This window comes from Streptomyces kurssanovii (genome assembly GCF_040677245.1).
In the GTDB taxonomy this organism is placed as follows: domain Bacteria; phylum Actinomycetota; class Actinomycetes; order Streptomycetales; family Streptomycetaceae; genus Streptomyces; species Streptomyces kurssanovii.
The window spans coordinates 152,488-178,135 of sequence record NZ_JBFAQK010000006.1; the positions used below are offsets into that span (position 1 = coordinate 152,488).

Annotated in this window: 17 protein-coding genes; 9 read left to right on the top strand and 8 right to left on the bottom strand. The window is 73.1% G+C overall.

Features of this window, described 5'->3' with window-relative positions:
* The first annotated feature begins 197 nt into the window (after positions 1–197).
* The 4 genes from AB0K36_RS07575 to AB0K36_RS07590 all read left to right on the top strand — a co-directional run bounded on the left by AB0K36_RS07575 (position 198) and on the right by AB0K36_RS07590 (position 7,455).
* Positions 198–620, top strand: a complete 423-nt coding sequence (locus AB0K36_RS07575) for an effector-associated constant component EACC1 (protein WP_364589653.1) — start codon at positions 198–200, stop codon at positions 618–620.
* Positions 617–5,131 (top strand): caspase, EACC1-associated type, encoded by a 4,515-nt coding sequence (locus tag AB0K36_RS07580; protein ID WP_364589656.1) that lies wholly within the window; start codon positions 617–619, stop codon positions 5,129–5,131. Before AB0K36_RS07575 ends, AB0K36_RS07580 begins: the two co-directional genes overlap by 4 nt.
* A 19-nt stretch (positions 5,132–5,150) precedes the next feature.
* Complete coding sequence (locus AB0K36_RS07585) at positions 5,151–5,795, top strand: low temperature requirement protein A (RefSeq protein ID WP_364589659.1); 645 nt, start codon at positions 5,151–5,153, stop codon at positions 5,793–5,795.
* Between the two features lie 271 nt (positions 5,796–6,066).
* Positions 6,067–7,455, top strand: a complete 1,389-nt coding sequence (locus tag AB0K36_RS07590; RefSeq protein WP_364589662.1) for an MFS transporter — start codon at positions 6,067–6,069, stop codon at positions 7,453–7,455.
* A 233-nt stretch (positions 7,456–7,688) separates the two neighbouring features.
* Here the strand turns inward: AB0K36_RS07590 and AB0K36_RS07595 are convergent, their stop codons facing one another.
* From AB0K36_RS07595 to lnt, 4 genes are all read right to left on the bottom strand, one after another.
* Positions 7,689–9,686: a helix-turn-helix domain-containing protein gene (locus tag AB0K36_RS07595; RefSeq protein WP_364589665.1), complete on the bottom strand. Its 1,998-nt coding sequence runs from the start codon at positions 9,684–9,686 to the stop codon at positions 7,689–7,691.
* Between the two features lie 178 nt (positions 9,687–9,864).
* Entirely contained in the window at positions 9,865–10,686 is an 822-nt protein-coding gene (locus AB0K36_RS07600) for a 3-hydroxybutyrate dehydrogenase (protein ID WP_364589668.1), read from the bottom strand.
* Between the two features lie 58 nt (positions 10,687–10,744).
* Positions 10,745–11,230 (bottom strand): NUDIX hydrolase, encoded by a 486-nt coding sequence (locus tag AB0K36_RS07605; protein WP_364589671.1) that lies wholly within the window; start codon positions 11,228–11,230, stop codon positions 10,745–10,747.
* Between the two features lie 218 nt (positions 11,231–11,448).
* On the bottom strand, positions 11,449–13,080 hold the full coding sequence (gene lnt / locus AB0K36_RS07610) for an apolipoprotein N-acyltransferase (protein WP_435877809.1): 1,632 nt from the start codon (positions 13,078–13,080) through the stop codon (positions 11,449–11,451).
* Positions 13,081–13,597: 517 nt separating this feature from the next.
* Here lnt and AB0K36_RS07615 point away from each other — a divergent pair.
* The gene (locus AB0K36_RS07615; protein WP_364589674.1) at positions 13,598–14,545 is read left to right on the top strand and encodes an O-antigen ligase family protein; all 948 of its coding nucleotides are present in this window, start codon (positions 13,598–13,600) and stop codon (positions 14,543–14,545) included.
* Positions 14,546–14,662: 117 nt separating this feature from the next.
* On the opposite strand, the gene AB0K36_RS07620 is transcribed toward AB0K36_RS07615, so the two are convergent.
* Both AB0K36_RS07620 and AB0K36_RS07625 read right to left on the bottom strand, forming a co-directional pair.
* The gene (locus AB0K36_RS07620; RefSeq protein ID WP_364589677.1) at positions 14,663–15,250 is read right to left on the bottom strand and encodes a hypothetical protein; all 588 of its coding nucleotides are present in this window, start codon (positions 15,248–15,250) and stop codon (positions 14,663–14,665) included.
* A gap of 232 nt (positions 15,251–15,482) precedes the next feature.
* A complete protein-coding gene (locus AB0K36_RS07625; RefSeq protein ID WP_364589679.1) occupies positions 15,483–16,268 on the bottom strand; it encodes a glutamate racemase in 786 nt (261 codons plus the stop codon).
* Positions 16,269–16,326: 58 nt separating this feature from the next.
* Between AB0K36_RS07625 and AB0K36_RS07630 the strand changes: the two genes are divergently transcribed.
* Entirely contained in the window at positions 16,327–17,499 is a 1,173-nt protein-coding gene (locus AB0K36_RS07630) for a glycosyltransferase (protein WP_364589681.1), read from the top strand.
* Positions 17,500–17,581: 82 nt separating this feature from the next.
* Here the strand turns inward: AB0K36_RS07630 and AB0K36_RS07635 are convergent, their stop codons facing one another.
* Positions 17,582–18,886, bottom strand: coding sequence for a TerD family protein (locus AB0K36_RS07635; protein WP_364589683.1), 1,305 nt, complete (start codon positions 18,884–18,886; stop codon positions 17,582–17,584).
* Positions 18,887–19,137: 251 nt separating this feature from the next.
* Between AB0K36_RS07635 and AB0K36_RS07640 the strand changes: the two genes are divergently transcribed.
* The 3 genes from AB0K36_RS07640 to AB0K36_RS07650 all read left to right on the top strand — a co-directional run bounded on the left by AB0K36_RS07640 (position 19,138) and on the right by AB0K36_RS07650 (position 23,138).
* The gene (locus tag AB0K36_RS07640; RefSeq protein WP_364589685.1) at positions 19,138–19,593 is read left to right on the top strand and encodes a DUF6643 family protein; all 456 of its coding nucleotides are present in this window, start codon (positions 19,138–19,140) and stop codon (positions 19,591–19,593) included.
* Between the two features lie 398 nt (positions 19,594–19,991).
* A complete protein-coding gene (locus AB0K36_RS07645; RefSeq protein WP_364589688.1) occupies positions 19,992–20,600 on the top strand; it encodes an Rv1733c family protein in 609 nt (202 codons plus the stop codon).
* 129 nt (positions 20,601–20,729) lie between these two features.
* Positions 20,730–23,138 carry a right-handed parallel beta-helix repeat-containing protein gene (locus AB0K36_RS07650; RefSeq protein ID WP_364589691.1) on the top strand — a complete coding sequence of 803 codons (2,409 nt, stop codon included), beginning with the start codon at positions 20,730–20,732 and terminating at the stop codon, positions 23,136–23,138.
* Here the strand turns inward: AB0K36_RS07650 and AB0K36_RS07655 are convergent.
* Positions 23,108–25,612 (bottom strand): hypothetical protein, encoded by a 2,505-nt coding sequence (locus tag AB0K36_RS07655; protein WP_364589694.1) that lies wholly within the window; start codon positions 25,610–25,612, stop codon positions 23,108–23,110. The genes AB0K36_RS07650 and AB0K36_RS07655 overlap by 31 nt on opposite strands.
* Between the last annotated feature and the right edge of the window lie 36 nt (positions 25,613–25,648).

The following is a 25,648-nucleotide window of genomic DNA, read 5'->3' on the forward strand; positions in this document are numbered from 1 at the left end:
CCGCCCGCAGAGGCCATTCCGACCGCGCCTTTTGGCCGTCCTGGGGCGTCCGGCGCCGGGGCCGGACGCGCGGCGATGCTTCGGGGCGGGCGGCGTGATCCCCTGGAGCGCCGGCGCCCGGCTGAGTAGCCTCGGACCCTCCAAGGGCGTCGGGGGTCGTGGGTGAACTCCTGGGCCGGAGAACGAGGGGGAGACAGATGCGTACCGTCATGACCGTACGGGCGGAAGGACCTTCGGGTGCTGTGGAGGAACTGCGGGGATGGCTGCTGAACGAGCCGGAACTGCGGGGTCGTGTCCGACGGGAGTCGACCGAGCCGCCGCCCGGGGCCATGGGCCCCGCGACCGATGCCCTCGTAGCCCTGCTGGAACCGGGCGGGGTGGCTGCGGTCTTCGCCGGGGCGATCGTCGCCTGGGTGCAGACGCGGCGCGGCAACCACACCGTCACCGTGACCCGGGCGGACGGCACCTCGATCACCATCAGCACACGTCAGGCACGCAGCCTGAGTCCCCAGGAACTCGCCGAGCTGGCCGAAAGGCTGGCACGGCCCGCGGAGCGGGCGGAACTGCCGGGTGACGGGCAGAGCGGAGCGGAGCGACCGCGCGAGGACCCCGCGCCGTGACCGACGGCCTGGCGGCACGTGGTGCCCGAGTCCTGCTGATCGGCACCGGTACGTTCCGCCAGGGCTCGGAGCTCACCCAACTGGACTCCGTCAACACCACGTTGAGCGATCTGCGGCGAGCGCTGCACGACGCGTGCGGTAGGGCCGCCGACAGCGTCACGCGCGTCCCGGCCGACGCGGACGCCACCGCGGTGGTGGCCGCCGTGGAAGCGGCGGCACACGACGCGACGGGGCCGTTGGTGCTGTACTACGTCGGACACGGCCTGCTCGGGCCCGGAGACGAGCTGTACCTCGCCACTCATTTCAGCCTTTCGGATCACAGCATCGCCGGGGCGGTGCCCTACCGCACCGTGCGTGACCTGCTGGGTGGGGCGGCGCATGGCTCTCTGGTGGTGCTGGACTGCTGTTTCTCGGGCATCGCGAAACGGCCGAAGGGCGGCGGGACACCGGATCCGTTCGTGTCCGCCCAACCACGAGGCAGCTTTCTGCTCACGTCGGCGTCCCACTACGCGCTGTCGTTCGCTCCGAAGGGGGAAGAGCACACGCTGTTCAGCGGCCGGCTCCTGCGTCTGCTCGACGAAGGTGACCCGACCGGGCCGCTGTGGCTGACCGCCGACCGCTTGCACGCCGCGCTGGAGCGGCAGTTCGCCGACGACACTCGGGTGCGGCCGTCCCGACAGAGCGAGGGAACGCTGGGTGCGCTGCCCCTCGTACGCAACCGCGCCTACCAGGTCCCCGACGAGGGCCACGTCGAGCCACCCGCCGACCTTCCCTGCCCGTATCCCGGTCTGGAGCCGTTCCGGACCGAGGACAGCGGTCACTACTTCGGCCGGGACGACCTGGTGCGGCGGCTGCTGACCGCTGTGCGCGGCAACGGTCCGGTCGTGGTGGTGGGCGCTTCAGGGGCGGGCAAGTCGTCCCTGCTGCGGGCCGGTCTGCTGGCCGGGCTCGCGCGCGGTCACGCGTCCGACGACGACGCGACCCCGTGGCCCGCTCTGCTGCTGCCCGCGCCCGGGTCGCACCCGCTGGCCGCCCTGGCCGACGCCTGGGCACGCACCACCGGGCGCCCGGTCCCGGAAGTGCGCCGCGCGCTGGAGCGGGGCCGATTCCTGCCGCCCCTCGCCGGGCGGGCGGCATGCCGGCTGCTCGTGGTCGACCAGTTCGAGGAGGTGTTCACACACTGCGCCGACGCCGCCGAGCGTGCCGCGTTCATCGCCGCTGTCGCGGGCGACGGGCCTGCCCCGCGACCGCGGGTCGTCCTCGGCCTTCGTGCGGACCACTACGGCAGCTGCCTGGCCCACTCCGCACTGGAGAGGGCCTTGCGGAGCGGGCAGTTGAACGTGCCACCGATGAGCGAAGAGGAATTACGGGCCGCGATCGAGGGCCCCGCGGCCGCGGCCGGTCTGAAGCTGGAGGACGGACTCGCCGACCGGCTGCTGCAGGACCTCAACGAAGGCCGGCTCGGTGACCACGGGACGGGCGCGCTGCCGTTCCTGGCACACGCACTGCGCGAGACCTGGCTGCGGCGCGCCGGTGCCCGGCTCACCCTGGCCGGCTATCACGCCACCGGCGGCATCTGGCGATCGATGTCCCGGACCGGGGAGAACCTCTACGGTGAACTCTCCCCCGAGAATCAGCTGGTGCTGCGGGAACTGCTCCTGCGTATGGTGCACCTGCCCCCGGACGGCGCGGGGGCGGTGATCCGGCATCCGATCCCGCTCGCCTCCTTGCTCGACGGGCTGCCCGCCGGTGCCCAGGACGTACGGGACCGGCTGGCGAAGGACCGGCTGATCACCGTCGACCAGGACACCGCGCAGATCGCCCACGAATCCCTGCTGCGCGCGTGGTCGCGGCTGCGTGACTGGGTGACCGAGGACGCGGCGGCCTTGCTGCAGCGACAACGACTGCGTATCGCCACCGAGGAATGGCAGGCCGCCGGGCGCGATCCCGCCTTCCTCCTGCACGGCAGCCGGTTGCAGAACGCGCTGGATCTGCGCGTCCCCGGTCACCGCGCACCGCTGACGGAACCGCAGCGCCGGTTCCTGGCCGAGAGCGAGGCGGCGGCCCTCAGCACCCGGCAGCGCGAGCGGCGCCGACTCAGAGCGCTGAAGGCCGCGGTCGTCACACTGGTGATCGCGGTGCTCGCCTCGATCGGGTTCGCCGCGACGGCCCTGCGCCAGGAACGCAGGGCTGAGGAGCAGCGCAACACCGCCCAGTCACAGCGGGAGCTGGCCACCTACCGCGCGCTGCTGGCGGAGGCGGACAGCCTGCGGGACACGGATCCACGCAGTTCGCTGGCCCTGGGCCTGGCCGCCCACGCGCTGCGGCCGGGGGCGGACGCACGGCGAAGCATGTTCCGGACACTCGCCGAGAGCCCGTTCCGCGGCTCCGCCCTGCTGCCGACCGAGGCGACGGAGGCGGTTCTCGGGCCGGACGGGCGGACCCTCGCCGCGTTCGAGGACGACTCCCTGACGCTGTGGGACGTGGCCCGCGGATCCTCCCGGACCACCGCACTGGCCCGTCTGGACTGCGACGCCTACACGGTCTCTTTCGGCGGCCCGGGCGGCCGGACGCTCGCCGCTCTGTGCTCGGACGACACGGTGTCACTGTGGGACCTCACCGGACTGCACGAGGGGAAAGCCCCCCGGCGCACTGTTTCCGGGCCCCTTCCCACCGGTCTGCCCGGCTACGCGGAGGCCATGGCGCTGAGCCCCGACGGCAGGCGGGCGGCCGTGGTCGGCTGGTGGGACGAGGACGACGATCGGGCGGCGGAACACGGCGGCGCACTCGCCCTGTGGGACGTCTCCGGCGCACGCGAACCCCGCCGGGTATCGGTGACCAGAGGGGTGTATGAGACCGACGGCGTGGCATTCGCCCCGGACGGCCGGACACTGGCCGTCTCGTCCGACTTTCCCAGAAGCAGGGGATCGCTCGACATCGGCCGGAACTACACCGTCGACGGCGTGCGCGTCTGGGACGTGACGGATCCCCGCGCACCCCGGCCGGGTGGATTCGTGCGCGGGTCCGACGGAGAGCTCGCCTTCAGCCCCGACGGCCGTCACCTGGCCACGACCGACGAGGCGTCCGCCAAGCTCCTGGACGTCTCCGATCCCCGCGATCCGAGGACCGTCGCGAAGTGGCAGGCGCACTCGTACGAGGTGCAAGGATTCGCCTTCTCCCCGGACGGCTCCCGGCTGGCGACCGCGGGCAAGGACGGGGTGGTCGCCGTGTGGGACCTGAGCGACACCCGAAAGCCGGTGCGGCGCGAGAACCTCGTGGGGCACACGAGTGTGCTGGCACGGATCGAGAAGGGGGTGGACATCGGCGCCGTGGCCTTCCTGCCCGACGGGCGCGGGCTCGTTTCCGTGAACACCTTCGGCCGGGAGTCGGAAGCCGTCCACTGGAATCTGGGAAACACCCAGCGGGCCCGTGTCGTGCGGAAGCTGGATTCGGGCACCGGTCACACCGTGGTGGCCCTCTCGCGTGACGGCAGGATGCTGGCCGTGACCGGCTCCGACACCGTCCGGCTCTGGGACGTCGGCGACCCGACCGCCCCGAAGGCGCTGTCCACGGCCCGCGGCCCGCGCAGCATCGTCCGGGACATCGCCCTCAGCGGCGACGGCACCCTCCTGGCCGGTCTGCACGTCGACGGAACGGTGACCTTGTGGGACCTCACGGACCGGAACCGGCCTCGTGTCATCGGCCCGCTCGGCACCGCCCCCAAGGACGCGCGCGAGCTCCTCTTCGCGCCCGACCGGCCTCTCCTGGCGGTCCGCGGCGAGGCCCTCGACCTGTGGGATGTCGCCGACCCGCGGCGCCCGCGGAAGGAGGATTCACTCACCGACGTCAGCTCGCTCACGGGGAACGACTTCAGCCCCGACGGCCGCTATCTGCTGACGTCCCGGGGCCGCTACGCGGGAGGCGTGCACCTGTGGAACCGGGAGTCGTCCGGCGCGTCCTTCACGGAGCTGGTTCCGGACGGAGAGCTGCCGAACCTGCGAGGCCGGACGGCGTTCAGCCCGGACGGCAGGACGGTCGCCGTGGCCGGAGAGGGCACCAGCGGGGAGGACAGAAGGAGCGCGGTCCTGAGTCTCTTCGACGTGAGCGACCCGCGGCGGCCCCGGCAGACGGGCACGGTGCCGCGCGAGGACGACCGGGAGGTGACGTTCGACAGCGCGGACTTCCACCCCGGCGGAGACCTGGTGGCGGCGGGCGGATGGGACGGCCTCGCGTGGCTGTGGAGCGTGGGCGACCGCGACGCACCCCATCTGGCCGGGCGCCTGGGCCCCCACGCGGGCGGTGTGAGCGACGTCGTCTTCTCCCCGGACGGCCGTACCCTCGTCGCCGCCGGTGGGGGCACGGTCCTCTTCTGGGACCTCGGTGACTATCCGGCCATCGCCGCCGACACGACCGGACTCGCCTGCCGAGTGACCGGCGGCGGGTTGGAGGACTGGCAGTGGCACGTCTACGCCCCCGACGTTCCCTACCACCGTTCGTGCCCGTCCCGCTGACGGCAGAGCCGGGAGCTGATTGCGCGCCGGCCGGCAGTCCCCGCGGTTCCACGACGTCGGCATGGCCAACATCCGCTGGACGGTGATCGTCCAGGCCGGCTGGATCGTCGTGGCCTTCGTCCCTCTGTCGATCACCGCCGTCTTCGCGGCGTTCGGCGTCCTGGGCGCCCTGGAACTCGTCCTGCCGGTGCTCGCGCAGCGCTCCGCGGGCGGCACGCCCTGGCACCCGCACCACGTCGCCGAACGGTACGGACTCTTCGCGATCATCACGCTCGGCGAGGGCGTCCTCGGCACCGTCGCCTCCTCCGGCGACCTCCTCGGCGGCGGCGACGGCACGCGCTGGACCTGGAACGCGATCGCCGTCGTCATCGCCGGCGTGGGCCTGACCTTCGGCATGTGGTGGACGTACTTCATGACGCCGTTCGGCGACATCCTGGTGCACCGCCGCGGCCGCGGGTACCTCTTCGGCTACGGCCACATCCCCGTGTTCATCGGCATCGCCGGAGCCGGCGCGGGCCTGCACGTGGCGGGCCTGTACATGGAGCACCACGCCAAGATCTCCGGCACGGCCGTCGTCCTCGGACTGGCCCTTCCGGTCGGCCTCTACCTCCTCATGGTCTATCTGCTGCACAGGCTCCTGCTGGAAGTACTCGGTACGCGGTAGGCCGGGCGCGTCTGCGTCGGGCAGACCACCATCGGTACGTGCACCGAGACGGCCTCGCGGCTCTCGGAACCGGTCCTGCTGCGGTCTCGCCGCCTTCGCCGTCCGCAGACGCGTGCGGAGGGCGCTCTTCGCCTCTGCGGGGATGTCATGGTGGGCGCACGCACCCCCGATCGCTGAACTATGGTGTCCCACCACATACGCCCCTGACCTGGCCCTTCCTACGGTGTGGCGACACGGAAACGTCCCCGCCAACTGTCCGGAAGTGGTGTCCATGGCCGCCCCCGCAACCGCCCCGCCCGAGCCCAGCTCGCTCAAGCGCATCGTCGCCGCCAGCCTCATCGGGACCACCATCGAGTGGTACGACTTCTTTCTCTACGGGTCGGCCGCCGCGCTGGTCTTCAACGAGCTGTTCTTCCCGGATTCCGACCCGCTGGTCGGAACCCTCCTCTCGTTCCTCACCTACGCCGTCGGCTTCGCCGCGCGTCCGCTCGGCGCGCTCGTCTTCGGGCACTACGGGGACCGGCTCGGGCGTAAGAAGCTGCTGGTGCTCAGCCTGCTCATGATGGGCGGTGCGACGTTCGCGATCGGACTCATGCCGACGCACGCGACGATCGGCTCCGCCGCTCCGGTCCTGCTGACCGTGCTGCGGCTCGTGCAGGGATTCGCCCTCGGCGGCGAGTGGGGCGGCGCGGTGCTGCTGGTTTCTGAGCACGGCGACGCCAAGCGGCGCGGATTCTGGGCGTCGTGGCCCCAGACGGGCGCGCCGGCCGGGCAGTTGCTCGCCACCGGTGTGCTGTCCGCGCTCACCGCGCTGCTCTCGGACGCCGCCTTCTCCTCATGGGGCTGGCGCATACCGTTCCTGCTCTCCGGTGTGCTGGTGATCGTCGGCTTGTGGATACGTCTCTCTGTCGACGAATCGCCGGTCTTCAAGGCCGCACTGGCCCAGGCCGAGCAGCGCAAGGCGGAGGCCGGTCAAGTGGAGAAGATGCCGGTCGTCGCCGTGCTGCGTCACCACTGGCGCGATGTCCTGATCGCCATGGGTGCGCGTATGGCGGAGAACATCAGCTACTACGTGATCACCGCGTTCATCCTCGTCTACGCGACCACTGCCGTGGACATGAGCAAGCAGACCGCGCTCAACGCCGTCCTCATCGCCTCCGCCGTGCACTTCGCGGTGATCCCGCTGTGGGGTGCGCTGTCCGACCGCATCGGGCGCCGGCCGGTGTATCTGATCGGCGCGATCGGCGTCGGAGCCTGGATGTTCCCCTTCTTCGCACTGATCGACACGGCGGGGTTCGGCGCCCTGCTGCTCGCCGTCACGGTGGGTCTCGTGCTGCACGGTGCGATGTACGCGCCCCAGGCGGCGTTCTTCTCCGAGATGTTCGCGACGCGGATGCGCTACTCGGGCGCCTCGATCGGCGCGCAGTTCTCGTCCGTCGCGGCCGGTGCGCCGGCCCCGCTGATCGCCACTGCTCTGCTGGCCGACTACGACTCGTCGACGCCCATCGCCCTGTACGTGATCGCCGCGGCCCTGCTCACCGTCGTGGCCATCGCCTGCGCACGGGAGACGAGGGAGCGGGACCTGACCGCCCTGGACAGCGACGCCGATGATGTCGAGGACGCTCCGGCCACGGCCACGGCGGACGCCCGTACCGCCTGACCCGGTGGGGCCGGCCGGTCGGCCGGCCCCTCCTTGTACGCGAACCGCGCGGACTCACCGGAGTCCGCGCGGTTCTGCGTTTGCGGAGGAGGCGGGAATCTCGTGGACGCCAGGAGAACGGTGGCCCCGTGTCCCGAAGAACCCGCGGACCCCGAGACCTCCGCGTGCCCGAGGAACGGGGACTCGCGTGCCCGCATCTCTCGCGCGCCCGCGTACAGGGAGGGGCGGGGCTCTCAGGAGCCGGTCGACGACGACATCGCGTGCAGCCTCAGCGCCAGCTGGATCTCGAGGGACCGCGCCGGCGACTGCCAGCCGGGGCCGAGCAACCGGCCTATGCGCTCGAGCCGTTGGGCCACGGTGTTCACATGGACGTGCAGGTCGTCCTTGGTGCGGGCCGGGCTCATGCCACTGGCGAAATAGGCGTCCAGAGTGCCGACCAGGTCGGTACCTCGCCGCCGGTCGTAGTCGACGATCTCCCCGATGGTGCGGTGCACGAAGCCGTCGATGTCACCGGGGTCGGCCAGCAGCAGGCCGAGGAACCCCAGGTCCTGCGCCGCGGCGCCTTCCCCGGAGCGGCCGAGGAGGCGCAGGGCGTCGAGGCAGCGGCGGGCCTGGGCATAGGCCTCGGCCACCGGCGCCGGGTCCCCCGCCGGTGAGTCGACCGGCGAAGAGGCGCCGACGGTCACCGGCTCGCGGAGCGCGCCGCCCAGCTGCCGGGCGATCTGGCGGGCGAGGTCCGCCGCCGTGTCGCCGGGGCCCAGGGGCAGCAGCAGGACCGTGCCGCCGTCGCGGGCGGCGGCGAGACCGGAACGGGTGGCGGCCAGGTGCGAGGCGGCGGACCAGAGGCGCTGGCGGTCCGCCGTCTCGCGCGCGGAGACGGCGGCGCCGTCGAGGGAGGCCGCACGGGCGTGGGCGCCCGCACGGGTCCACGAACCGGGGCGCGCGGCCTGCTTCCGGCCGGCGGCGGGCTCGGCGCGGGTGGCGTCCGCCCGGGTGGCGGTCTCGTCCGCCGTGCCGTCGATGCGGGCGGCGAGCACCACGTGCGGGACGTCCAGGTCCGCGCGCAGCCGGGCGGCCCGCTCGCGCAGCAGCCGCGGATCGCGGTCCGGGGCGTCGAGCAGGTCGTCGAGCAGCTCGCCCCTGACGCGCTGTTCGGCGTCGTGCGCCGAACGCCTGGCGAGCAGGAGCAATGACGTGACCATCGCGGCGCGCTCGAGGGTGCGCCGGTCGACGGGGTCGAGTGCGGGGTGTCCGCGCAGCACCAGCGAGCCGAAGACTTCGCCGCCCGCGGCGACGGCCGCGACCCAGTCGTCGCCGTGCCGTGTCGCGTGGCCGCCCGCGCCGGTGGTGTCCGGACCGGCTTCGGTGAACTCGACGGTGCCGTCGAGGACTTCGGAGAGCGCGGCGGCCACGTCCTGGACTCCCCCGCCGCGCAGGACCAGCTCGGTGAGGCGGTCGTGGACGTCCGAGGCCCGCTCCAGGACTCCGCTGTGGTCCTGGATGATCGCGTTCGCCCGCTCGAGGTCGGCGAGCGCGGAGCGGGTCTCGGCGAGGAGGTTGGCGGTGTCGATGGCGACGGCCGCGTGGGCGGCGAAGGAGGCGAGCAGCGCGACCTGCTCGCGCTCGAAGACCCTGGCGCGCCGGTCCGCCGCGAACAGGACGCCGATGACCTGGCTGCCGAGCATGAGCGGCACGCCGAGGATGGCGACGAGGCCCTCGTCCTTGACCGCGGCGTCGATGGTCCCGGTGTGCTCGAACCGGGCGTCGTCGAAGTAGCTGTCCGTCACGTAGGGCCGGGCGGTCTGGGCGACGAGTCCGCCGAGCCCCTCCCCCATGCCGAGCCGCACCTGCTGGAAGCGGGCCGACACCGAGCCTTCGGTGACGCGCATGTAGGTGTCGCCGGCCACGGGGTCGTGGAGGCTGAGGTAGGCGACCTCCGTGCCCAGCAGCGATCGGGCCCGCTGCACGATCGCCCGGAGCACCGCGTCGAGATCGCGCAGACCTGCCAGGTCGTGCGCGGTCTCGAAAAGGGCGGACAGCTCCGCCTCGCGGCGCCGCCGCCCCTCCAGCTCCGCCCGCACCCGCAGGGCCAGCTGCTTGGCGTGTTCGAGCGCGGCCAGCTGCTCGGGCCCGGCGCCGTCCGCGCGGGCGAGGAGCAACGGCCTGTCGTACGCCTCCGCGGCCGCGCCGCGTGCGAGGAGCTCCAGGTAGTGGGCTTGATCGTGGGACATGGACACAGGATTCCTGCCGTACGGGCGGTCGCACCAGCCCTGTGGACAACGATGCGGTCCCAGGCCCGACGACAGGACTGGATCCGCCCGTGCTCTATGGACCTGTCGTGTCACGTGTCGTGACACCTCGGTGGCACCTGTCGCGACACCTGTCGTGACACGTGCCGGATCGCTGTGCCTAGTGCGCCGTCCAGCCGCCGTCGAGGGTCAGCGATGTGCCGGTGATGAAGGACGCCTGGGGCGAGCAGAGGTACAGGGCGGCCTCCGCCACCTCCTCCGGCTCGACGAGCCGCTTGATCGCGGAGTCCTTGAGCAGGACCTCGGTGAGCACACGGTCCTCCGGCAGGTCGTGCGCCGCGGCCTGGTCGGCGATCTGCTTCTCGACGAGGGGTGTGCGCACATAGCCGGGGTTGACGCAGACGGACGTCACTCCGTGCGGTGCGCCCTCGAGGGCGGCCGTCTTGGAGAGTCCTTCGAGGCCATGTTTGGCGGCCACATAGGCGGACTTGTAGGCGGAGGCGCGCAGTCCGTGCACGGACGAGATGTTGACGACCCTGCCCCAGCCCTGTGCGTACATGTGCGGGAGCGCGCCCCTGATCAGCCGGAACGGGGCTTCGAGCATCACCGTGAGCACGGTGTGGAAGACGTCCGGCGGGAAGTCCTCGATGGGCCGTACCAGTTGGAGGCCCGCGTTGTTGACGAGGATGTCCGTGCCGGCGGCCGCCGCCTCCGCGGCGTCCAGGTCGGTGAGGTCGAGCAGGTACGGTTCCACGGCCCCGGCGAGGCCCTCGCTGTGCGCGGCGAGCGCCGCCAGACCTTCGGCGTCCCGGTCGACGGCTCTCACCTTGGCCCCGGCGGCCGCGAGCCGGAGGGTGCAGGCGCGGCCGATGCCGCCCGCGGCACCGGTGACGAGGGCGGTACGGCCGCCGAGGTCGACGGACAGGGGGGACGCCGCGGCTGCGGGGACGGGGGTGCCGGGCGGTGTGGTGGGCGCGGTCATGTCCGGCACATTAGGCAGCGATCATCCGTCGACCGATGTGGTCACAACCCATACTTCGCTACGCCTTGGTGGGTTCGAACCATGCTGGTCCTTCGGACAGCGCATGTTTGATCCGGAAGATCGCGAAGTCCTGGAGCTCCGGCAGCGCGTCGACGGGGAACCAGCCCACCTCGAGGGACTCCTCGTCGTTGACACGCGCCTCGGCGGCGCCGCTCACGGCCCGGCAGCGCATGGTGATGTCCATGTACTGGCACACGTCGCCGTTGGGATAGGTGACGGGCCTCGGCAGCGCCTGGACGAGCACGACCCGTTCGGCTACGCAGCGCACGGCGGTCTCCTCGTACACCTCGCGTGCCGCCGTCATGGCCGGCTGCTCACCGGGCTCCGGGATGCCGCCGATGATCGACCAGTTGCCCGTGTCGGCGCGCCTGCCCAGCAGCACCCGACCCGCGTCGTCGAAGACGACGGCGCTCACACCCGGCAGGAACAGCAGCTGGTGGCCGGCGGTCGCCCGGATGGCGCGGATGAATTCGGGAGTTGCCATGCCCGGACCCTACCTCCGGCCTGGCCGGGACCGGCCGAACGCCTCCGCCACCCGGCACGGCCCCCGCCCGGCCGGGACCTCCGGCGCCGCACACCGGCCGGACACGGGCGCCGCACACCGGCCGGACGCCCGGCGGGCTCGTGACGTGTCCGCTCCGCCTCCCGGATGCCCAGCGGGCTCGTGACGTGTCCGCTCCGGCGGCCGGACGCCCGGCGGACTCAGGCCGTGTCCGCTCCCGTGACCGCCTCGTCCGCCTCGTCCGTCGCGCGACGCCGCGTCCGCACGGCGCCGACGGCGACCGCGGCCAGGCCGCCGGCCGCGAGCAGCAGCAGCGCCAGTTCGGGCGCGCTGCCGAGCCGGGTCGCGGGCGTGAGCGACGAGCGCAGCGGCAGCTCGGCGACCAGCGCGTCGGGCGTGAACATCGCCGTCTCCTCGACGATCTCCCCGTCGGGCATGATGACGGCGCTGACGCCGCTGGTGACGGGGACGACGACGGACCGGCTGTGTTCGACGGCCCGTACGCGGGACATCGCCAGCTGCTGGTACGTCATCTCGCTCCGGCCGAAGGTGGCGTTGTTGCTCGGCACGGAGATGAGCTGCGCCCCGTGCGTGACGGTGTCGCGGGCGGCGTCGTCAAAGGCCGCCTCGAAGCAGGTGACAAGGCCGACCTTGGTGCCGGCGAGATCGAAGACGCCCACCTCGTGACCGGGACCGAAGTCGCGGCGGACACGGTCCACGTCGGAGTTGAAGACCCGTACGACGGACCGCATCGGGATGTACTCGCCGAACGGCTGCACATGGCGCTTGTCGTAGGTGTCGACGGGCCCGCGGGCGGGGTCCCACTCGATGAGGGTGTTGCGGAGCTTGCCCGTCTCCGGGGTCAGCACGGCGCCCACGACGGTCGGCACACCGATGGCCTTGACCGCCCGGTCGATGACCAGGCGGGCGTCCGAGTTGCGGTACGGGTCGAGATCGGAGGAGTTCTCCGGCCACAGGACGAAGTCCGGCCGGGGTTCCTTGCCGGCCGCCACGTCCGCGGCGAGCTGTTCCGTCCGGCGGGCGTGGTTGTCGAGGACGGCCCGGCGCTGGGCGTTGAAGTCGAGACCGAGCCGGGGGACGTTGCCCTGGATCGCGGCGACCGTGGCGGTGCCGTCCTCGGCGGAGTCGTCGACCAGAGGCCGGGAGGCGAGGGCCGCTGCGACGGGCACGAGGAGGGCGAACAGCGCCGTCACGGCGGCGATGCGCGGAACGGTCCCGCCGCGGCGGTGCGCGAGGGCCTGCCGCGCACACTCGTAAAGACCGAAGCCGCAGAGCACGACGGCGAAGCTGAGCACCGGGGTACCGCCGAGTGCCGCGAGCGGCAGGAAGAAGCCGTCGGCCTGGCCGAAGGCGATCTTGCCCCACGGGAAGCCGCCGAACGGCATACGGGCGCGCGCCGCCTCGCCGGCGATCCAGACGGCGGCGGCCCATACGGGCCACGCCGGCAGCCGTGAGACGAGTGCGATGCCCGTACAGGCGAACGCCACGAACAGCGCCTCCGCCGCGACCAGCGCCAGCCAGGGCACCGGGCCGACCTCCTCGCCCGTCCAGAACAGGAGGGGAAGCAGGAAGCCCAGGCCGGCGAGGTAGCCGAGTCCGAACGCGGACCGCGGACGGCGTCCGTGCAGCGTCAGACCGAGCAGGGCGAACGCCGGCACGGCCAGCCACCACAGCGGACGCGGCGGGAAACTCGCGAACAGCAGCAGGCCGGAGAGCGCGGCGGCGCCCGGGCGCGCGAACCGGCGCAGCAGCGGCCGGCCCTCGGTGGAGGCGGGTCCGGGGGTGTCGACGGAGGTCATGATGGCGCTCACCTGGCGGAGTCTACGGCGGAGGCCTGTGAGCGGCGCAGTCACGTCCACCTCATCCAGCAGCAACGTTTCTTCGCAATCACTCCACACATGTCCGGGGCTCCCGTTAGCGTGTTCGCCGGTCCCGCGCACACCACGAGCCGTTCAGGTCGGTTCCGGCTGTCGCGCGTCGGGCGCCCGTCGGCGTCCGGCCCGTACGGCCGCGCGGGGCCCGTCACAGTCGGGGGGCGACGGTATGGGTTCAAGGGGCGGTCCGCCCACGGGCCGGGAAGGCCGAAGCGATCCGGGGAGGGCCGGGGAACGCCGGAGCGATCCGGAGACCGCTCCCGGAGGCGGTGACGGTGCACCCTCGGACCGGGAACGCGCCGACGGTGCGCACTCGCGCCCGCGACGCGGCTCGCGCCCGGAACGCCGGGACGGTGCCGACTCGCGTCCGGAACGCGGGCACGGTGCGGACGCGGGTCGCGAACACCGCAGCGGTACGGACGCGGCGGGGGTCGTCGTCCTTGTCGGCTGCGCCGTGTGGTCACTGGTCAGCGCCGCCGGACGGGAGGGGCGGCCGGAAGGTGTGCTGCTCGCCGTGTTCGCCGTCACCGCGGGGTACGCGTGCGGACGGATCTCGGGCTCGCTCCTTCCGGTCGGCGGCTTCGCCGTGACAGCGGCGGGGGCCGTCGCTGTCGCGGTCGCGTCCCACGACGGGGAGGTACCGGGAGCCGCCGCCGGTGCCGCCACTCCCATGGGACAGACGGGCGCCGTCGCCGCCCTCCTGGTCCTCGGCACGGGTGCGGCCTGCTGCGCGGCGTCCGCCGCCCGGACGGCGGGCGGCAGGACGGCGTCGCGCCTGTTCGCGTCGGCCGTTGCCTGTTCCGCGCTCGTGCTGGCGTCCGTGCCCGCGTTCGCGGCCTGCCTGACCGTGCTGCTGTGTTCGCTCGCCGCGACCCGGATCCGCCGGCGCCTCGCTGTTCTCGCGGCACTCGCGCTGGCGACGGGGCTCGTCGCGGGAACCACCTGGGCCGTCGCGGAGGACGCCCTCCCCTCCGGCCTCGCCGCCTCGGTGGAGGCGCCGCTCACCGAGCACCGGGTCGCTCTGTGGCGGGACGCCGTCACCCTGGCGGAACAGGAGCCTGTCCTGGGTGTCGGTCCCGCTCGCTTCGGCCGGCTGAGTCCCACCTCGGTCCAGGCGCCGGCCTCGGGGAGCAAGCCCCATTCGGCACCGCTCCAGCAGGCGGCGGAGCAGGGAGTGGTCGGCGTCGCGCTGCTCGCGGCGGTCTTCGGCTGGATCCTGTACGGGCTCGGACGTTCGCCCCGTCCGGCACCGGTGGCGCTGAGCGCCGCCGCCGCGCTCACGGCGGTGGCGGTACTCGCCTGTGTCGGCAACGTGCTGAGTTTCGCCCCCGTCACGACCGGGGCCGCGCTGCTGGCGGGTCTGGCCACGGCGCGCGCGCCCCGCGAAGGCCACGACCTGTAGACCACGGCACAGCGAGCGCGCAACGCGGCGTCCCGGGAGGAACCAGCGCCGCGCGATGAGGCACGGGGCCGGGTCACCGCAGAGCAGGGTGACGCGGGCGGCCGCACTCGGGCGGGGTCACGCCCCTGGCGCCGGGCTCGCCCCCGTCGCGCCCGGCGTCCCGGTCGCCTTGAGGTGATTGATCCTGGCGCGGATGACCCGTACCGCCATGGCCGCGTCGTCGACCGTCACCGTGAACCTGCCGCCGTCGCAAAGGGTGACCGCCAGTCCCTCGCCGCGCCGGACGACCACCGCGGTGCCCTTCTCGGGACGCCAGCGGCAGCCCCAGCCGCCCCACTGCCGGGGCGTCACCCGGTGGACGAATTCGGCGCTCTCCACGTGCGACAGGGGGATGTGCCGGCGGGGCACGCCGATGTGGCCGCAGCGCACGTCCAGCGCATAGCTGTCGATCTTGACCGCCACGTGCACGAAGGCGAGCGTCCCGTAAAGGATCATGAGGCCTGCCGCGAGGCAGCCGATGACCGCCATCAGCATGGCGGCGATGCCGGTGGTCCACGTGGCCCCGACGGCCAGCTTGATGCCGAGGGCCAGGCAGGCCACGCCCGCCACGGCGAGCAGCCACTGCATGCGGTTGGTCGCCCGGCCGGTCCAGACCTCTGGAAGGGGCTCCGAGCCGCGCCCCTCGTGGCGGAAGTGGTGCCTCATGCCTAGGACCCTACCCAGCATCCGGACAACCAGCACTGATGCGGCGAAACGGCCGCAAGGGCGGGAAAGGCACCCGTTCGGCGCCTCTTGGCGTCAGCAGCGCGGGCGCCGGCGGCCGACGGAACGCCGTCCGACGCCCGGCGTCGTCACAGGTCGCGGGCGTCGTCCGAGGCCCGGCGTCGTCCGAGCTCGCGGACGGCGTCCGCCGCCCGCGAAAGGACTGCCACCCGGTTCAGTGCGCGGGGGTCACCGCAGGCAGCAGGCGGGCTTCGGCGTAGCCGAGCGCCTCCGCCGGAAGAGTGGCTTCCGTCCCGCTGAGCAGGACCGTGAGCCGGCCGCTCGGCGGCGCGTCGGGTGCGGGCTCCGCACCGATCCGGCGCAGTGCCTGCGCGGCGACGGCTCCTGCCGAACCGTGCAGGACGAGCGGCGGCATGCCGGGCCGCTGGACCGCGGCCCGGATGCGCTCGGAGACCAGTTCGTAATGGGTGCAGCCGAGGACGACGGCCCGGACGTCCCGGGGAGTGAGCGCGGCCGCCGCGGCGACGGCCCGGTCGATCGCGTCCTCGTCCGCCCGCTCCACCGCGTCGGCGAGACCTGGACAGGGAACCTCGGTCACCTCGACCGAGCCGGCGAACTCCTTGATCAGTCCACGCTGGTACGGGCTGCCCGTGGTCGCCGGGGTCGCCCAGATCGCGACGGGACCGCCCCCGGCCGCGGCGGGCTTGATCGCGGGGACCGTACCGATGACCGGGATCGACGGCTCGAGCTCCGCCCGGAGGGCGGGCAGGGCGTGCACGGAAGCGGTGTTGCAGGCGACGATGAGCGCGTCGGGCCGGTGCGCGGCGGCCGCCCGCGCCACGGTCAGGGCGCGCACGGCGACATCGTCCGGCGTACGGGGGCCCCAGGGCATGCTGCCGGGGTCGGAGGACAGCACCAGATCGGCGTCGGGGCGCAGCGTACGCACCACGGCCGCCGCCGCCAGCAGGCCGATACCGGAATCCATGAGCGCGATCTTCACCCGGTCACCATAGTCGACCGCCGTCACGGCGGGCCTTGCGTGGGGCAGACTGCGGCGGATGAGCGCTCTTGCCTGGACCGCCGTCGGATCGCTGGCCGCCTGGGGGTGGCTGCTGCTCGGCCAGGGCTTCTTCTGGCGGACCGACCAGCGGCTGCCGGACCGTGAGGATCCCGCGCACTGGCCGGATGTCGCCGTCGTGGTACCGGCGCGGGACGAGGCGGACATCCTTCCCGTGAGTCTGCCGACGCTGCTCGCCCAGGACTACCCGGGCCGGGCCGAGATCGTGCTCGTCGACGACAACAGCGGTGACGGTACGGGGGACCTGGCACGGTCACTGGCGGCGCGGCACGGTGGCCTGCCGCTGCGGTTGGTGACGCCGGGCGAGCCCGGGCACGGCTGGACCGGGAAGCTCTGGGCACTGCGGCACGGCATCGCCGCCGCGGAGGAGCGTGACCCGGAGTTCCTGCTGCTCACCGACGCCGACATCGCCCACGCTCCGGACAGTCTGCGGGAGTTGGTCGCCGCGGCGCGCACCGGCGGGCTGGACCTGGTGTCGCAGATGGCGCGGCTACGGGTGGCGAGCGGCTGGGAGCGGCTGGTGGTACCGGCGTTCGTGTACTTCTTCTCGCAGCTGTATCCGTTCCGGTGGATCAACAAGGCAGGGGCGCGGACTTCGGCCGCGGCGGGCGGCTGTGTGCTGCTGCGGACGGAGGCCGCGACGCGGGCCGGTGTCCCCGACTCGATCCGCCAGGCGGTGATCGACGACGTCTCCCTGGCGCGTGCCGTGCGGCGCTCGGGCGGCAGGATCTGGCTCGGTCTGGCCGACCGGGTCGACAGCGTGCGCCCGTACCCGCGGCTCGCGGACCTGTGGCGGATGGTGTCGCGCAGCGCCTACGCCCAACTGCGCCACAGCCCGCCGGTGCTGGCGGGGACGGTCGCGGGGCTGGTGCTCGTGTATCTCGCCCCGCCGGTGGCGCTGTCGGTCGGGCTGCTCGGCGGGGACACGGTGGCCGCGTGGGCGGGGGCGGCGGCGTGGGCGGTGATGGCGGGCACGTACCTGCCGATGCTGCGCTACTACCGTCAGCCGCCGTTCCTCGCGCTGACCCTGCCGTTCACCGCCGCGCTCTATCTCCTGATGACGGTCGACTCCGCGGTGCAGCACTACCGGGGCCGGGGTGCCGCGTGGAAGGGACGCACCTACGCGCGGCCCGAGGCCGCCGGCGACGCCTGAGCGCGACGCTTGGCCCGGTCGTTCGTGAAACGGCGCCCGCCCCGCCGGAGGTGACGGCGGGGCGGGCGCACGGCAGGCGCCGCTACTTGCGGCCGGGGGTCCAGTTCATGCCCCAGCCGTAGGCGTGGTCGATCGTGCGCTGCGGGCTGACACCGCGTTCCGGGACCAGGAAGCGGGCCTCCCGCTGGACGACGAGGTCGGAGCCGGTGTTGGTGATCAGGGCCAGGGCGCAGACCGTGGAGGGGACGGTGCACTCGCCGAGGGAGAAGTCGATCGCCGCTCCGTGCTGCGGCTGCAGCGTCACCGTCGCGTCGAGGTCGGCGAAGCTCCGGGCGCCTTGGTAGACGGTCACGAAGATGACGACGCGGCGAATGTCCTGCCGGCGGTCGAGGTTGATGGTGAGGTTCTCGCCCGGGGTCCCGCCCGTGCGGTCGTCCCCGTCGAGGTGGATGAACGGGGGCTGGTTCAGCGCCCCGAAGGCGTTGCCGAGAGCCTGGACGACGCCCTTGCGGCCGTCGGAGAGTTCGTAGAGGGCGCACAGGTCCAGGTCGAGGTCGCCGTGCATGGCGATGGCTCGGCCGAGCTTGGCGCCCCAGCCCTGGAACTGCTTGCGGACCTGCCAGCTGAGGTTGACGCGCATCGCACCGGAGGTGCCGCCCTGCTTGGTGAGGGAGACGCTCGGCGACTCCTTGGTCAGCGTCACCTTCGTCAGGCGCACCGGGGCCGACGGCGCCGGCGGCGCGGCGTGGGTGACCGGCGCCGGCGGCGCCGCCGGCGGGGGCGGCGGGGTGGCCACGGGCGGCGTGACCGCCGGCAGGGTGGCCTGGGTGACGGACGCCTCGGTGACGGTGGCCTGCTGCGGTTCGTCGACGGTGATGCCGAAGTCCGTGGCGAGTCCCTCGAGGCCGGTGCCGTAGCCCTGGCCGACCGCGCGGAACTTCCACGCGCCCTGGCGCCGGTAGAGCTCGCCGAGCACGAAGGCCGTCTCGACCGTGGCGTCCTGGCTGTCGTAGCGGGCGATCTCGGCGCCGGAACCGGCGTCGAGCACTCTGATGTGGAGGCCGGGCACCTGCCCGAAGGTGCCACCGTCGGCGGAGGCGGCCAGCACGACGCGCTCGATCGAGCTCTCGACGCGGTCGAGGTCGACGGCGACGGAATCGGTCGTGGCGCCGGTCGCCGGCTGCTTGCCCTCGTGCCGAACGGCCCCCGAGGCGTGTGCCGGCTGGTTGTAGAAGACGAAGTCGCTGTCGGAACGGACCTTCCCCGACGACTGCAGGAGGAGGGCCGACGCGTCGACGTCGGGCACCCCCGGTCCGGAGTGCCAGCCCAGCTCGACGCGGACACTCCGCACCGACACCGGAGTGTTCGCTCCCTTAAGCATGGACATGCTCTCCCCCATCTCGATTCGTTGCGCCCGGAAGATCATTCATCGTCAACCTATTCCGCATTCATCCCCCACAGGGGGGCCGACCCGTGGGTAACCCTCTCTCAGCTTGCGCTTTACACGATCACGAGACGTCAGGAAGCCCGTTTCCCCCAACTTCGCCCACATTAGTGAACCGTGGTCACTCACAGCTGATGAAACAACCCTCTTATCGGGCTCCCCAACCAGCACATCGTGGGCTTAACTTATGTGCCATGACCTCCCCCCGCGCCACCTACGGCGGCGGTTACTACTCCGCGCCGGCGTTTCCCGACACCCCGATCTACGACTCCCTGGTCGCGGAGCGGGGCACCCCTCAGATCGCCCCGATCCGAGTGCCTGCCGCATACGACACCGGCAACAGCTACCTGCCGGCGCTCCCCGCGGCCCTGCCCGCCCTCCCGGCGGCACCCTCCCATCCCGCCCCTTCCTACGGTTACCCGCAGCAGCAGATGCACCAGCCGGTCCCGCTGCAGCAGGCGCCCGCCCCGTACATCCCGCAGCAGGCGGGCCCTCCCCGCGGCTATCCGGGACCGCAGTACCAGTCCCAGCCGCAGCGGCCGGTGTCCACCGGCTACGAGGCCATGCGGCCCGCGGCGGCGCGGCCCGCTCCGGCGCCCGCGCCCTACGAGGATCCGTACAACCGCCCGTACCAGGGCCGGGGGTACTGAGCGACGGCGAGGGCGGCCCGTCCGGACAGTGCTCCGGCGCGGAGGCAGGGCGGGCCGCCGCTCGACGAGCAGGGCACACCGGAGATCTGCCCCGCGCACTCATGAATCGCCTCGCCGCGCAATCATCTGCCCACGTTCGCCACGTACATGAGGCCGTCACCGGCTCACTCCTCGCTGATCACGCAGAGCGACCGGTTGTTCCCTCTGCCCGCGCGTGACCGACCATGCCCCGCACCCGCCACCGACATCGTCCGCCGGACGGGAACCGATCGCGGTGGCAGGCTCGTTGGACAGGGCGCGGCACGGCTCGCGGGGGTGACGTTCCTCTCTCTTCGCACCACCCGCGCTTGTGCCGTGCCCTGCCGGGCTATCACGGACAAGGGAAGGGGGTGCGGAAAGTGCGGGCAGCCGTCGGCATCTGGCGCTGGCGCCGCAATCCCCTGCGGCGTGCCACCGATCTGTACGAGGCGTGGCTCGCGCTGGTCGCCGCCCTGCTCATCGTCACGGCCGGCCCGGCGGTCGGCTGGGTCACCGGCGCGCTGACCGAGGAGTCGCTGCGCCAGTCGATCCGGGTCCAGCGCCTCCAGCGGCACGCCACGACGGCCACGGTGCTCGGGCCTGCCGAATTCCCGCGGCCCGCCGCCTTCGACCCCGAGACCGCCGCGGCCGACGAACGCCGCAGGGCGGTCGCCGCGAAATGGACCGCCCCGGACGGCAGTCGGCACACCGGCACGGTCCCCACCACGCTGCCCGCGCCCCGCCCGGGTGACACGTTCCCGCTGTGGACGGACGGTTCCGGCCGCATGGTGCCCCGCCCGATGGACACGGCCACCGCCGAGGTGCACGCCGCGCTCGCCGGCGTCGGCGCCGCTCTGGCCTGGGCCGTGCTCGTCGAATGCGCCCGGAGGCTGGTCCTTTGGCGGCTGGTGCGCCGCAGACACGCCACGCTCGACCGGGCCTGGGCAGCGGTCGGGCCCGACTGGGGGCGGACCGGCGCAGGAAGCTGACCTGCCACATCCCGTCAACTCCCGCGGGCCGCGCGCGCTACGGTGGTGCGACGCCCTTCGGGGTTCGGGAGGCGTTCCCCTCAGAGACGCGGCGTTGCACGGAACACGAGGTGGGGGCAGAGCAGCACGATGGCACAGGGCACGGTCCAGGTGACGCACACCGGCACCTCGCGGTGGCGGCGCCGCACAGGCGAGTACCCCTCCCTCGCCGCTGCCCTGGAGGCCGCAGGCGACGGGGACATCCTCACCGTCGCCCCCGGCACCTACCGCGAGAATCTGGTCGTCCGCCGCGCGGTCACGCTGCGCGGCCCCGAAGGCTCCGCCGGGTCGGTGCGCATCGCCCCGGCCGACGGTGTGCCGCTGACCGTCCGGGCCTCCGCCACCGTGCAGGACCTGCATGTGGAGGGCCAGGACTCCGCCGCCCCCGCGCTGCTGGTGGAGGACGGCACCCCCGAGCTGATGGACCTGCGGATCGTCACCAGGTCCGCCGTCGGTCTCGAGGTCCGCGGCGCCGCACGTCCCACGGTGCGCCGCTGCACCATCGACAACCCGGCGGGCGTCGGGATCGGCGTACTGGACGGCGCGGGCGGCGTGTTCGAGGAGTGCGAGGTGGTGGCGGCCGGCCAGTCCGGCGTGTCGGTGCACGGCGGGGCGCATCCACGGCTCGAGCGCTGCCGCGTGCACCACACCTCCGGCGCGGGCCTGAGCGTCTCCGGCGAGGGCAGCGGTCTGGAGGCGATCGGCTGCGAGGTGTACGAGATCAAGGGCACCGGCGTACAGATCGCGTCCCGCGCCGGCGCCCACCTGACCGACTCCTCCGTGCACCGCACGTCGGCCGACGGCGTCACCCTCGACACCGACGCGGTGCTCACCCTCTCCGACTGCGACATCCACGACATCCCGGAGAACGCGATCGACCTGCGCTCCCGGTCCGTGCTGACGCTCACCCGCTCCACGGTGCGCCGCTTCGGCCGCAACGGCCTGTCCGTGTGGGACCCGGGGACACGCGTGGACGCCAACCAGTGCGAGATCCACGACAGTACGGGCGACTACCCGGCGGTCTGGGTCAGTGACGGCGCGACGGCGGTGCTCGACTCCTGCCGCGTCCACGACGTGCCCGACGCGCTGTTCGTCCTCGACCGCGGCTCCCGTGTCGACGTCGTCGACAGCGACCTCTCGCAGGTCCGCAACACGGCGGTCTCGGTGAGCGACGGCGCGACGGCACAGCTCGACGACTGCCGCATCCGCGAGGTCTCGACGGGCGCCTGGTTCCGCGACCACGGCAGCGGCGGCACCCTGAACGGCTGCACCATCGACGCCGCCCAGACGGGCGTGATCGTCACCAAGGGCGCCGACCCGGTGATCGAGCGCTGCACCGTCACCTCCCCGGCCGAGGCCGGCTTCTACGTGTCCGCGGAGGGCCGCGGCACGTTCCGCGGCTGCCGGGTCACGGGCAGCGGGGGCTACGGCTTCCATGTGATGGACGGCTGCCGTACGACGCTGGACCGCTGCCGCACGGAGCGCTGTGCGCGCGGTGGTTACGAGTTCGGCGAGGAGTCCGGCCCCGTCGTCGAGGACTGCACCAGCGACGAGAGCGGGATCGCCCGCCCCGGCGCGGAGCCTGCCACGGCCACCCTGACGGCGACCAGGACGCCCGGTCTTCTGTCCGCCGTCCCCGCCCGGAGCACACAGTCCGCCCCCGCGCCCGCCCCGCCGGAGGAGCCGGCGCGCAGTTCCGTCGCGGTGCTCGGCGAACTGGACGCCCTGGTGGGCCTGCACAGCGTCAAGCGCGAGGTCCGTACGCTCACCAACATGATCGAAGTGGGCCGCCGCCGTCAGGAGGCCGGTCTGAAGGCGGCGTCCGTGCGGCGCCACTTGGTCTTCACCGGCTCCCCGGGAACAGGCAAGACGACCGTCGCCCGGCTGTACGGCGAGATCCTCGCCTCCCTCGGGGTGCTGGAGCGCGGCCATCTGGTCGAGGTGTCCCGGGTGGACCTGGTGGGCGAGCACATCGGCTCCACCGCGATCCGCACCCAGGAGGCGTTCGACCGGGCGCGCGGCGGTGTGCTGTTCATCGACGAGGCGTACGCGCTGTCTCCCGAGGACTCCGGCCGGGACTTCGGCAAGGAGGCCATCGACACCCTGGTGAAGCTGATGGAGGACCACCGGGACGCCGTCGTGGTCATCGTCGCCGGCTACACGGCGGAGATGGAGCGCTTCCTCGCCGTCAACCCGGGTGTGGCGTCCCGGTTCTCACGGACCATCACCTTCAGCGACTACGACCCGGAGGAACTGCTGCGGATCGTCGAGCAGCAGGCGGAGGAGCACGAGTACCGGCTGGCCGAGGGCACGTCGGAGGCGCTGCTGAAGTACTTCACGGCGCTGCCCAAGGGGCCGGCCTTCGGCAACGGCCGTACCGCGCGCCAGACGTTCGAGTCGATGGTCGAGCGGCACGCGGGGCGGGTCGCCGAGCTCGCGGAGACGAACACCGACGACCTCACCCTGCTCTACGCCGAGGATCTGCCCGAACTGCCCTGAGACTGCCGGGGCACGGCCGGCGTGAGCCGGTCGAGCAGGGCGGCCCGCTCCGTGGCGAAGTCCGGGTGGGCCTGGTAGTCGGAGTGCCCGAGGATCGGCTCGGGCAGCGGATGGCGTTCCGAACGGCCGTAGACGACCGGGTCCTTGAGCGCTTGGCGGTCGACATCGGCCGGATCGTCGCAGCCGTCACCGGCGGCGTCCGTGTCCGCGGCGATCAGCATCGGCCCGCCGATCGGGTCGGTGCGCCGCCACAGGTTGCGCCAGCAGTCGACCTCGCTGCTGAGTTCCAGCAGCGCCTTGGGCCCGAAATAGGCGGGGAACCAGCGGCCGTACAGACGCTCCAGCGGCGATCCGTAAGTCAGCAGCGCCACCCGTTTGCGGGTGGCGGCGGGCAGTTGCCACACGGCGGCCGCGGCGAGAACGCTGCCCTGGGAGTGTCCCGAGATCACCAGCCGGCCGCCGGTCCGCCCGGTCCAGGTGCACATGCGCCAGGTCAGGTCGGGGACGGCCCGCTCCGCGTAACACGGAGGCGCGAAAGGGTGCGCGGCGCGCGGCCAGAAGGTGCCCACGTCCCACAGGATGCCGATGGTGCGCCGGGCGGAGGCGTCGCGGTAGGCGCGGCGGCCCATGGTCACGAACAGTATGAAGCCGAAGCCGACGAGCCAGGACCCCAGTGCCTGCGCGGTCTCGGCCGCGGACTCCGCGGGGCCTTCGCCGAAGGAGCGGCCCGGCACCTCGCCGCTGAGCCACGCTCCGCCGACGGCCGCGGCGCCGAGCAGCAGGGTCGCGCCGGAGACGACGCCGACGATCAGCGGGGCGACGTCGGTGAGTGCCGCGCGGGCGCGGGTGCCCGCTATCCGCCGGGTGCGGACACGGTCGCGGCGGCCTTCACCGGGCTCGCCGTCGAAGTACTCGGCCTCGATCCGCGGTACCAGGCGGCGTGCGGTGAGCCATGTCCGTACGACGAGCAGCACGGCCGGTACGAGAAGCACCGCCAGGAGGACGGGGATGACGGACGCCTGCCAGCTCAGCAGCACCGGCGGCCCGGGGATGGTGCCCTCCCCGTCCATGCCGGGGGTGCCGGGTCCGTCGAGCCAGTCGGCGACGCGCTGGGCGACACCGCCGGTCATCACCCCGCCGAGCGCGCAGGCCAGCATGGCGACGGCGGGCCCGCCGAGTCCGTGCAGCACGGTGCGGGGGTGCCGGGCGCGGCGGTGCAGCCGCCGGGCGGCCACGGCCAGGGCGACGACGAGGACCCCCTGGGCGAGGACGATCACCCGGAACGTCACGTCACCGGGCAGGGTGCCGCCGGACGTCCATCCGGGACGTGACCAGGAGGCGTAGAGCAGCGACAGGGCGAGCAGGACCAGGGCGGCGCCCGGCAGGAAGCGCACGGCGGCCCGGTCGATGCCGGCGTCGACGCGCCGCTCGCTGCGGCCCCGGCGGGCCACCACCCACAGCACGGCGGCCGCACCGGCGACGAGCGCGCCTTCCAGGAAGATGCCACAGATCTTCAGCAGGGTGTCCTCGCCGCCCCGGTCGTGCCGGGCGGCGGCTCCGGCGACCGCGGCGGCGACGGTGAGTAATCCGGCGGCGGTGTGGGCGGCGCGCAGCCGGGCGACGAGCCGCCGGCCGTACCAGAAGCCGGGCCTTCCCAGCGCGGGCCGGACCAGCGGCTTCCGCTGCCCCACGGCCTCACCCGTACCGCGGCCGTCGTGAGCGCCGCCCGTACCGCGAGCGTCGTGATCGCCGCCGTCATCGCGGCCGTCGTGATCGCCGTCGGCCTCCGGAGCGTCCTCGTCGCCCTCGTCGTCCCCGTATCCGGCGGCCGCGTCTCCGGCGCCGGTCGGCGGGCGCTGGGACTCGTAGGCGCTCCAGGTCCGGTTGGACAGGTACCAGAGCAGCGCGACCAGCGCGGCGGGCACCACCGCGGCGAGCGTCAGGCGCCGCCCCGGCTGGGACCACCAGCCTTCCCTGGCGGCGGACATGAAGCCGAGCCAGGACCTGTCGTCGCTGCACTCGTCCGACCCGGCGCACTGCCAGGCCAGCAGGTCGAGCGCGACCTCACAGGCGGCCGCGGTCAGGAGCACCGTCAGGCTGAGCGCGACCAGGCGCACCAGCGCGCCGTAGAGGCGAGTGGTGCCGCGTCTTCCCTTGGCTCTGGGCCGCATCCAATGCGCCAGGTTGACGACCATGAACGGGAGCAGCAGCAGCCACAGTGCCCGAGCGCCGTTGCCCGACGTGAGGTTGGACCAGCAGTACGCCTCGGGGATGGGCCGGTCACGGTACTCGCCGGGGTTGTTCTCCGCCTCCGCGTCGTCGGTGCGGCGGTACACGGCGGCCTTCTCGTCGCCGGTTATCCGTACGGTACGGGGGTCGCCGAGCATGTCCTGCGGGGTCGCTCCGCCGACGCCGTGGACGAGCAGCTCGAGCGCGGGACCGCCGCTTCGCGGTGCCTGGGTGGCAGGGGACACTGCGGTGACTCCCTCATCTCGGGACGAGCCGGAACG

Excerpts from the sequence above, each read along its gene's own strand:
- AB0K36_RS07575 (WP_364589653.1), top strand. The coding sequence starts at position 198 with ATGCGTACCGTCATGACCGTACGGGCGGAAGGACCTTCGGGTGCTGTG.
- AB0K36_RS07590 (WP_364589662.1), top strand. The coding sequence starts at position 6,067 with ATGGCCGCCCCCGCAACCGCCCCGCCCGAGCCCAGCTCGCTCAAGCGC.
- AB0K36_RS07595 (WP_364589665.1), bottom strand. The coding sequence starts at position 9,686 with ATGTCCCACGATCAAGCCCACTACCTGGAGCTCCTCGCACGCGGCGCG.
- AB0K36_RS07600 (WP_364589668.1), bottom strand. The coding sequence starts at position 10,686 with ATGACCGCGCCCACCACACCGCCCGGCACCCCCGTCCCCGCAGCCGCG.
- AB0K36_RS07605 (WP_364589671.1), bottom strand. The coding sequence starts at position 11,230 with ATGGCAACTCCCGAATTCATCCGCGCCATCCGGGCGACCGCCGGCCAC.
- AB0K36_RS07620 (WP_364589677.1), bottom strand. The coding sequence starts at position 15,250 with ATGAGGCACCACTTCCGCCACGAGGGGCGCGGCTCGGAGCCCCTTCCA.
- AB0K36_RS07630 (WP_364589681.1), top strand. The coding sequence starts at position 16,327 with ATGAGCGCTCTTGCCTGGACCGCCGTCGGATCGCTGGCCGCCTGGGGG.
- AB0K36_RS07635 (WP_364589683.1), bottom strand. The coding sequence starts at position 18,886 with ATGTCCATGCTTAAGGGAGCGAACACTCCGGTGTCGGTGCGGAGTGTC.
- AB0K36_RS07640 (WP_364589685.1), top strand. The coding sequence starts at position 19,138 with ATGACCTCCCCCCGCGCCACCTACGGCGGCGGTTACTACTCCGCGCCG.
- AB0K36_RS07650 (WP_364589691.1), top strand. The coding sequence starts at position 20,730 with ATGGCACAGGGCACGGTCCAGGTGACGCACACCGGCACCTCGCGGTGG.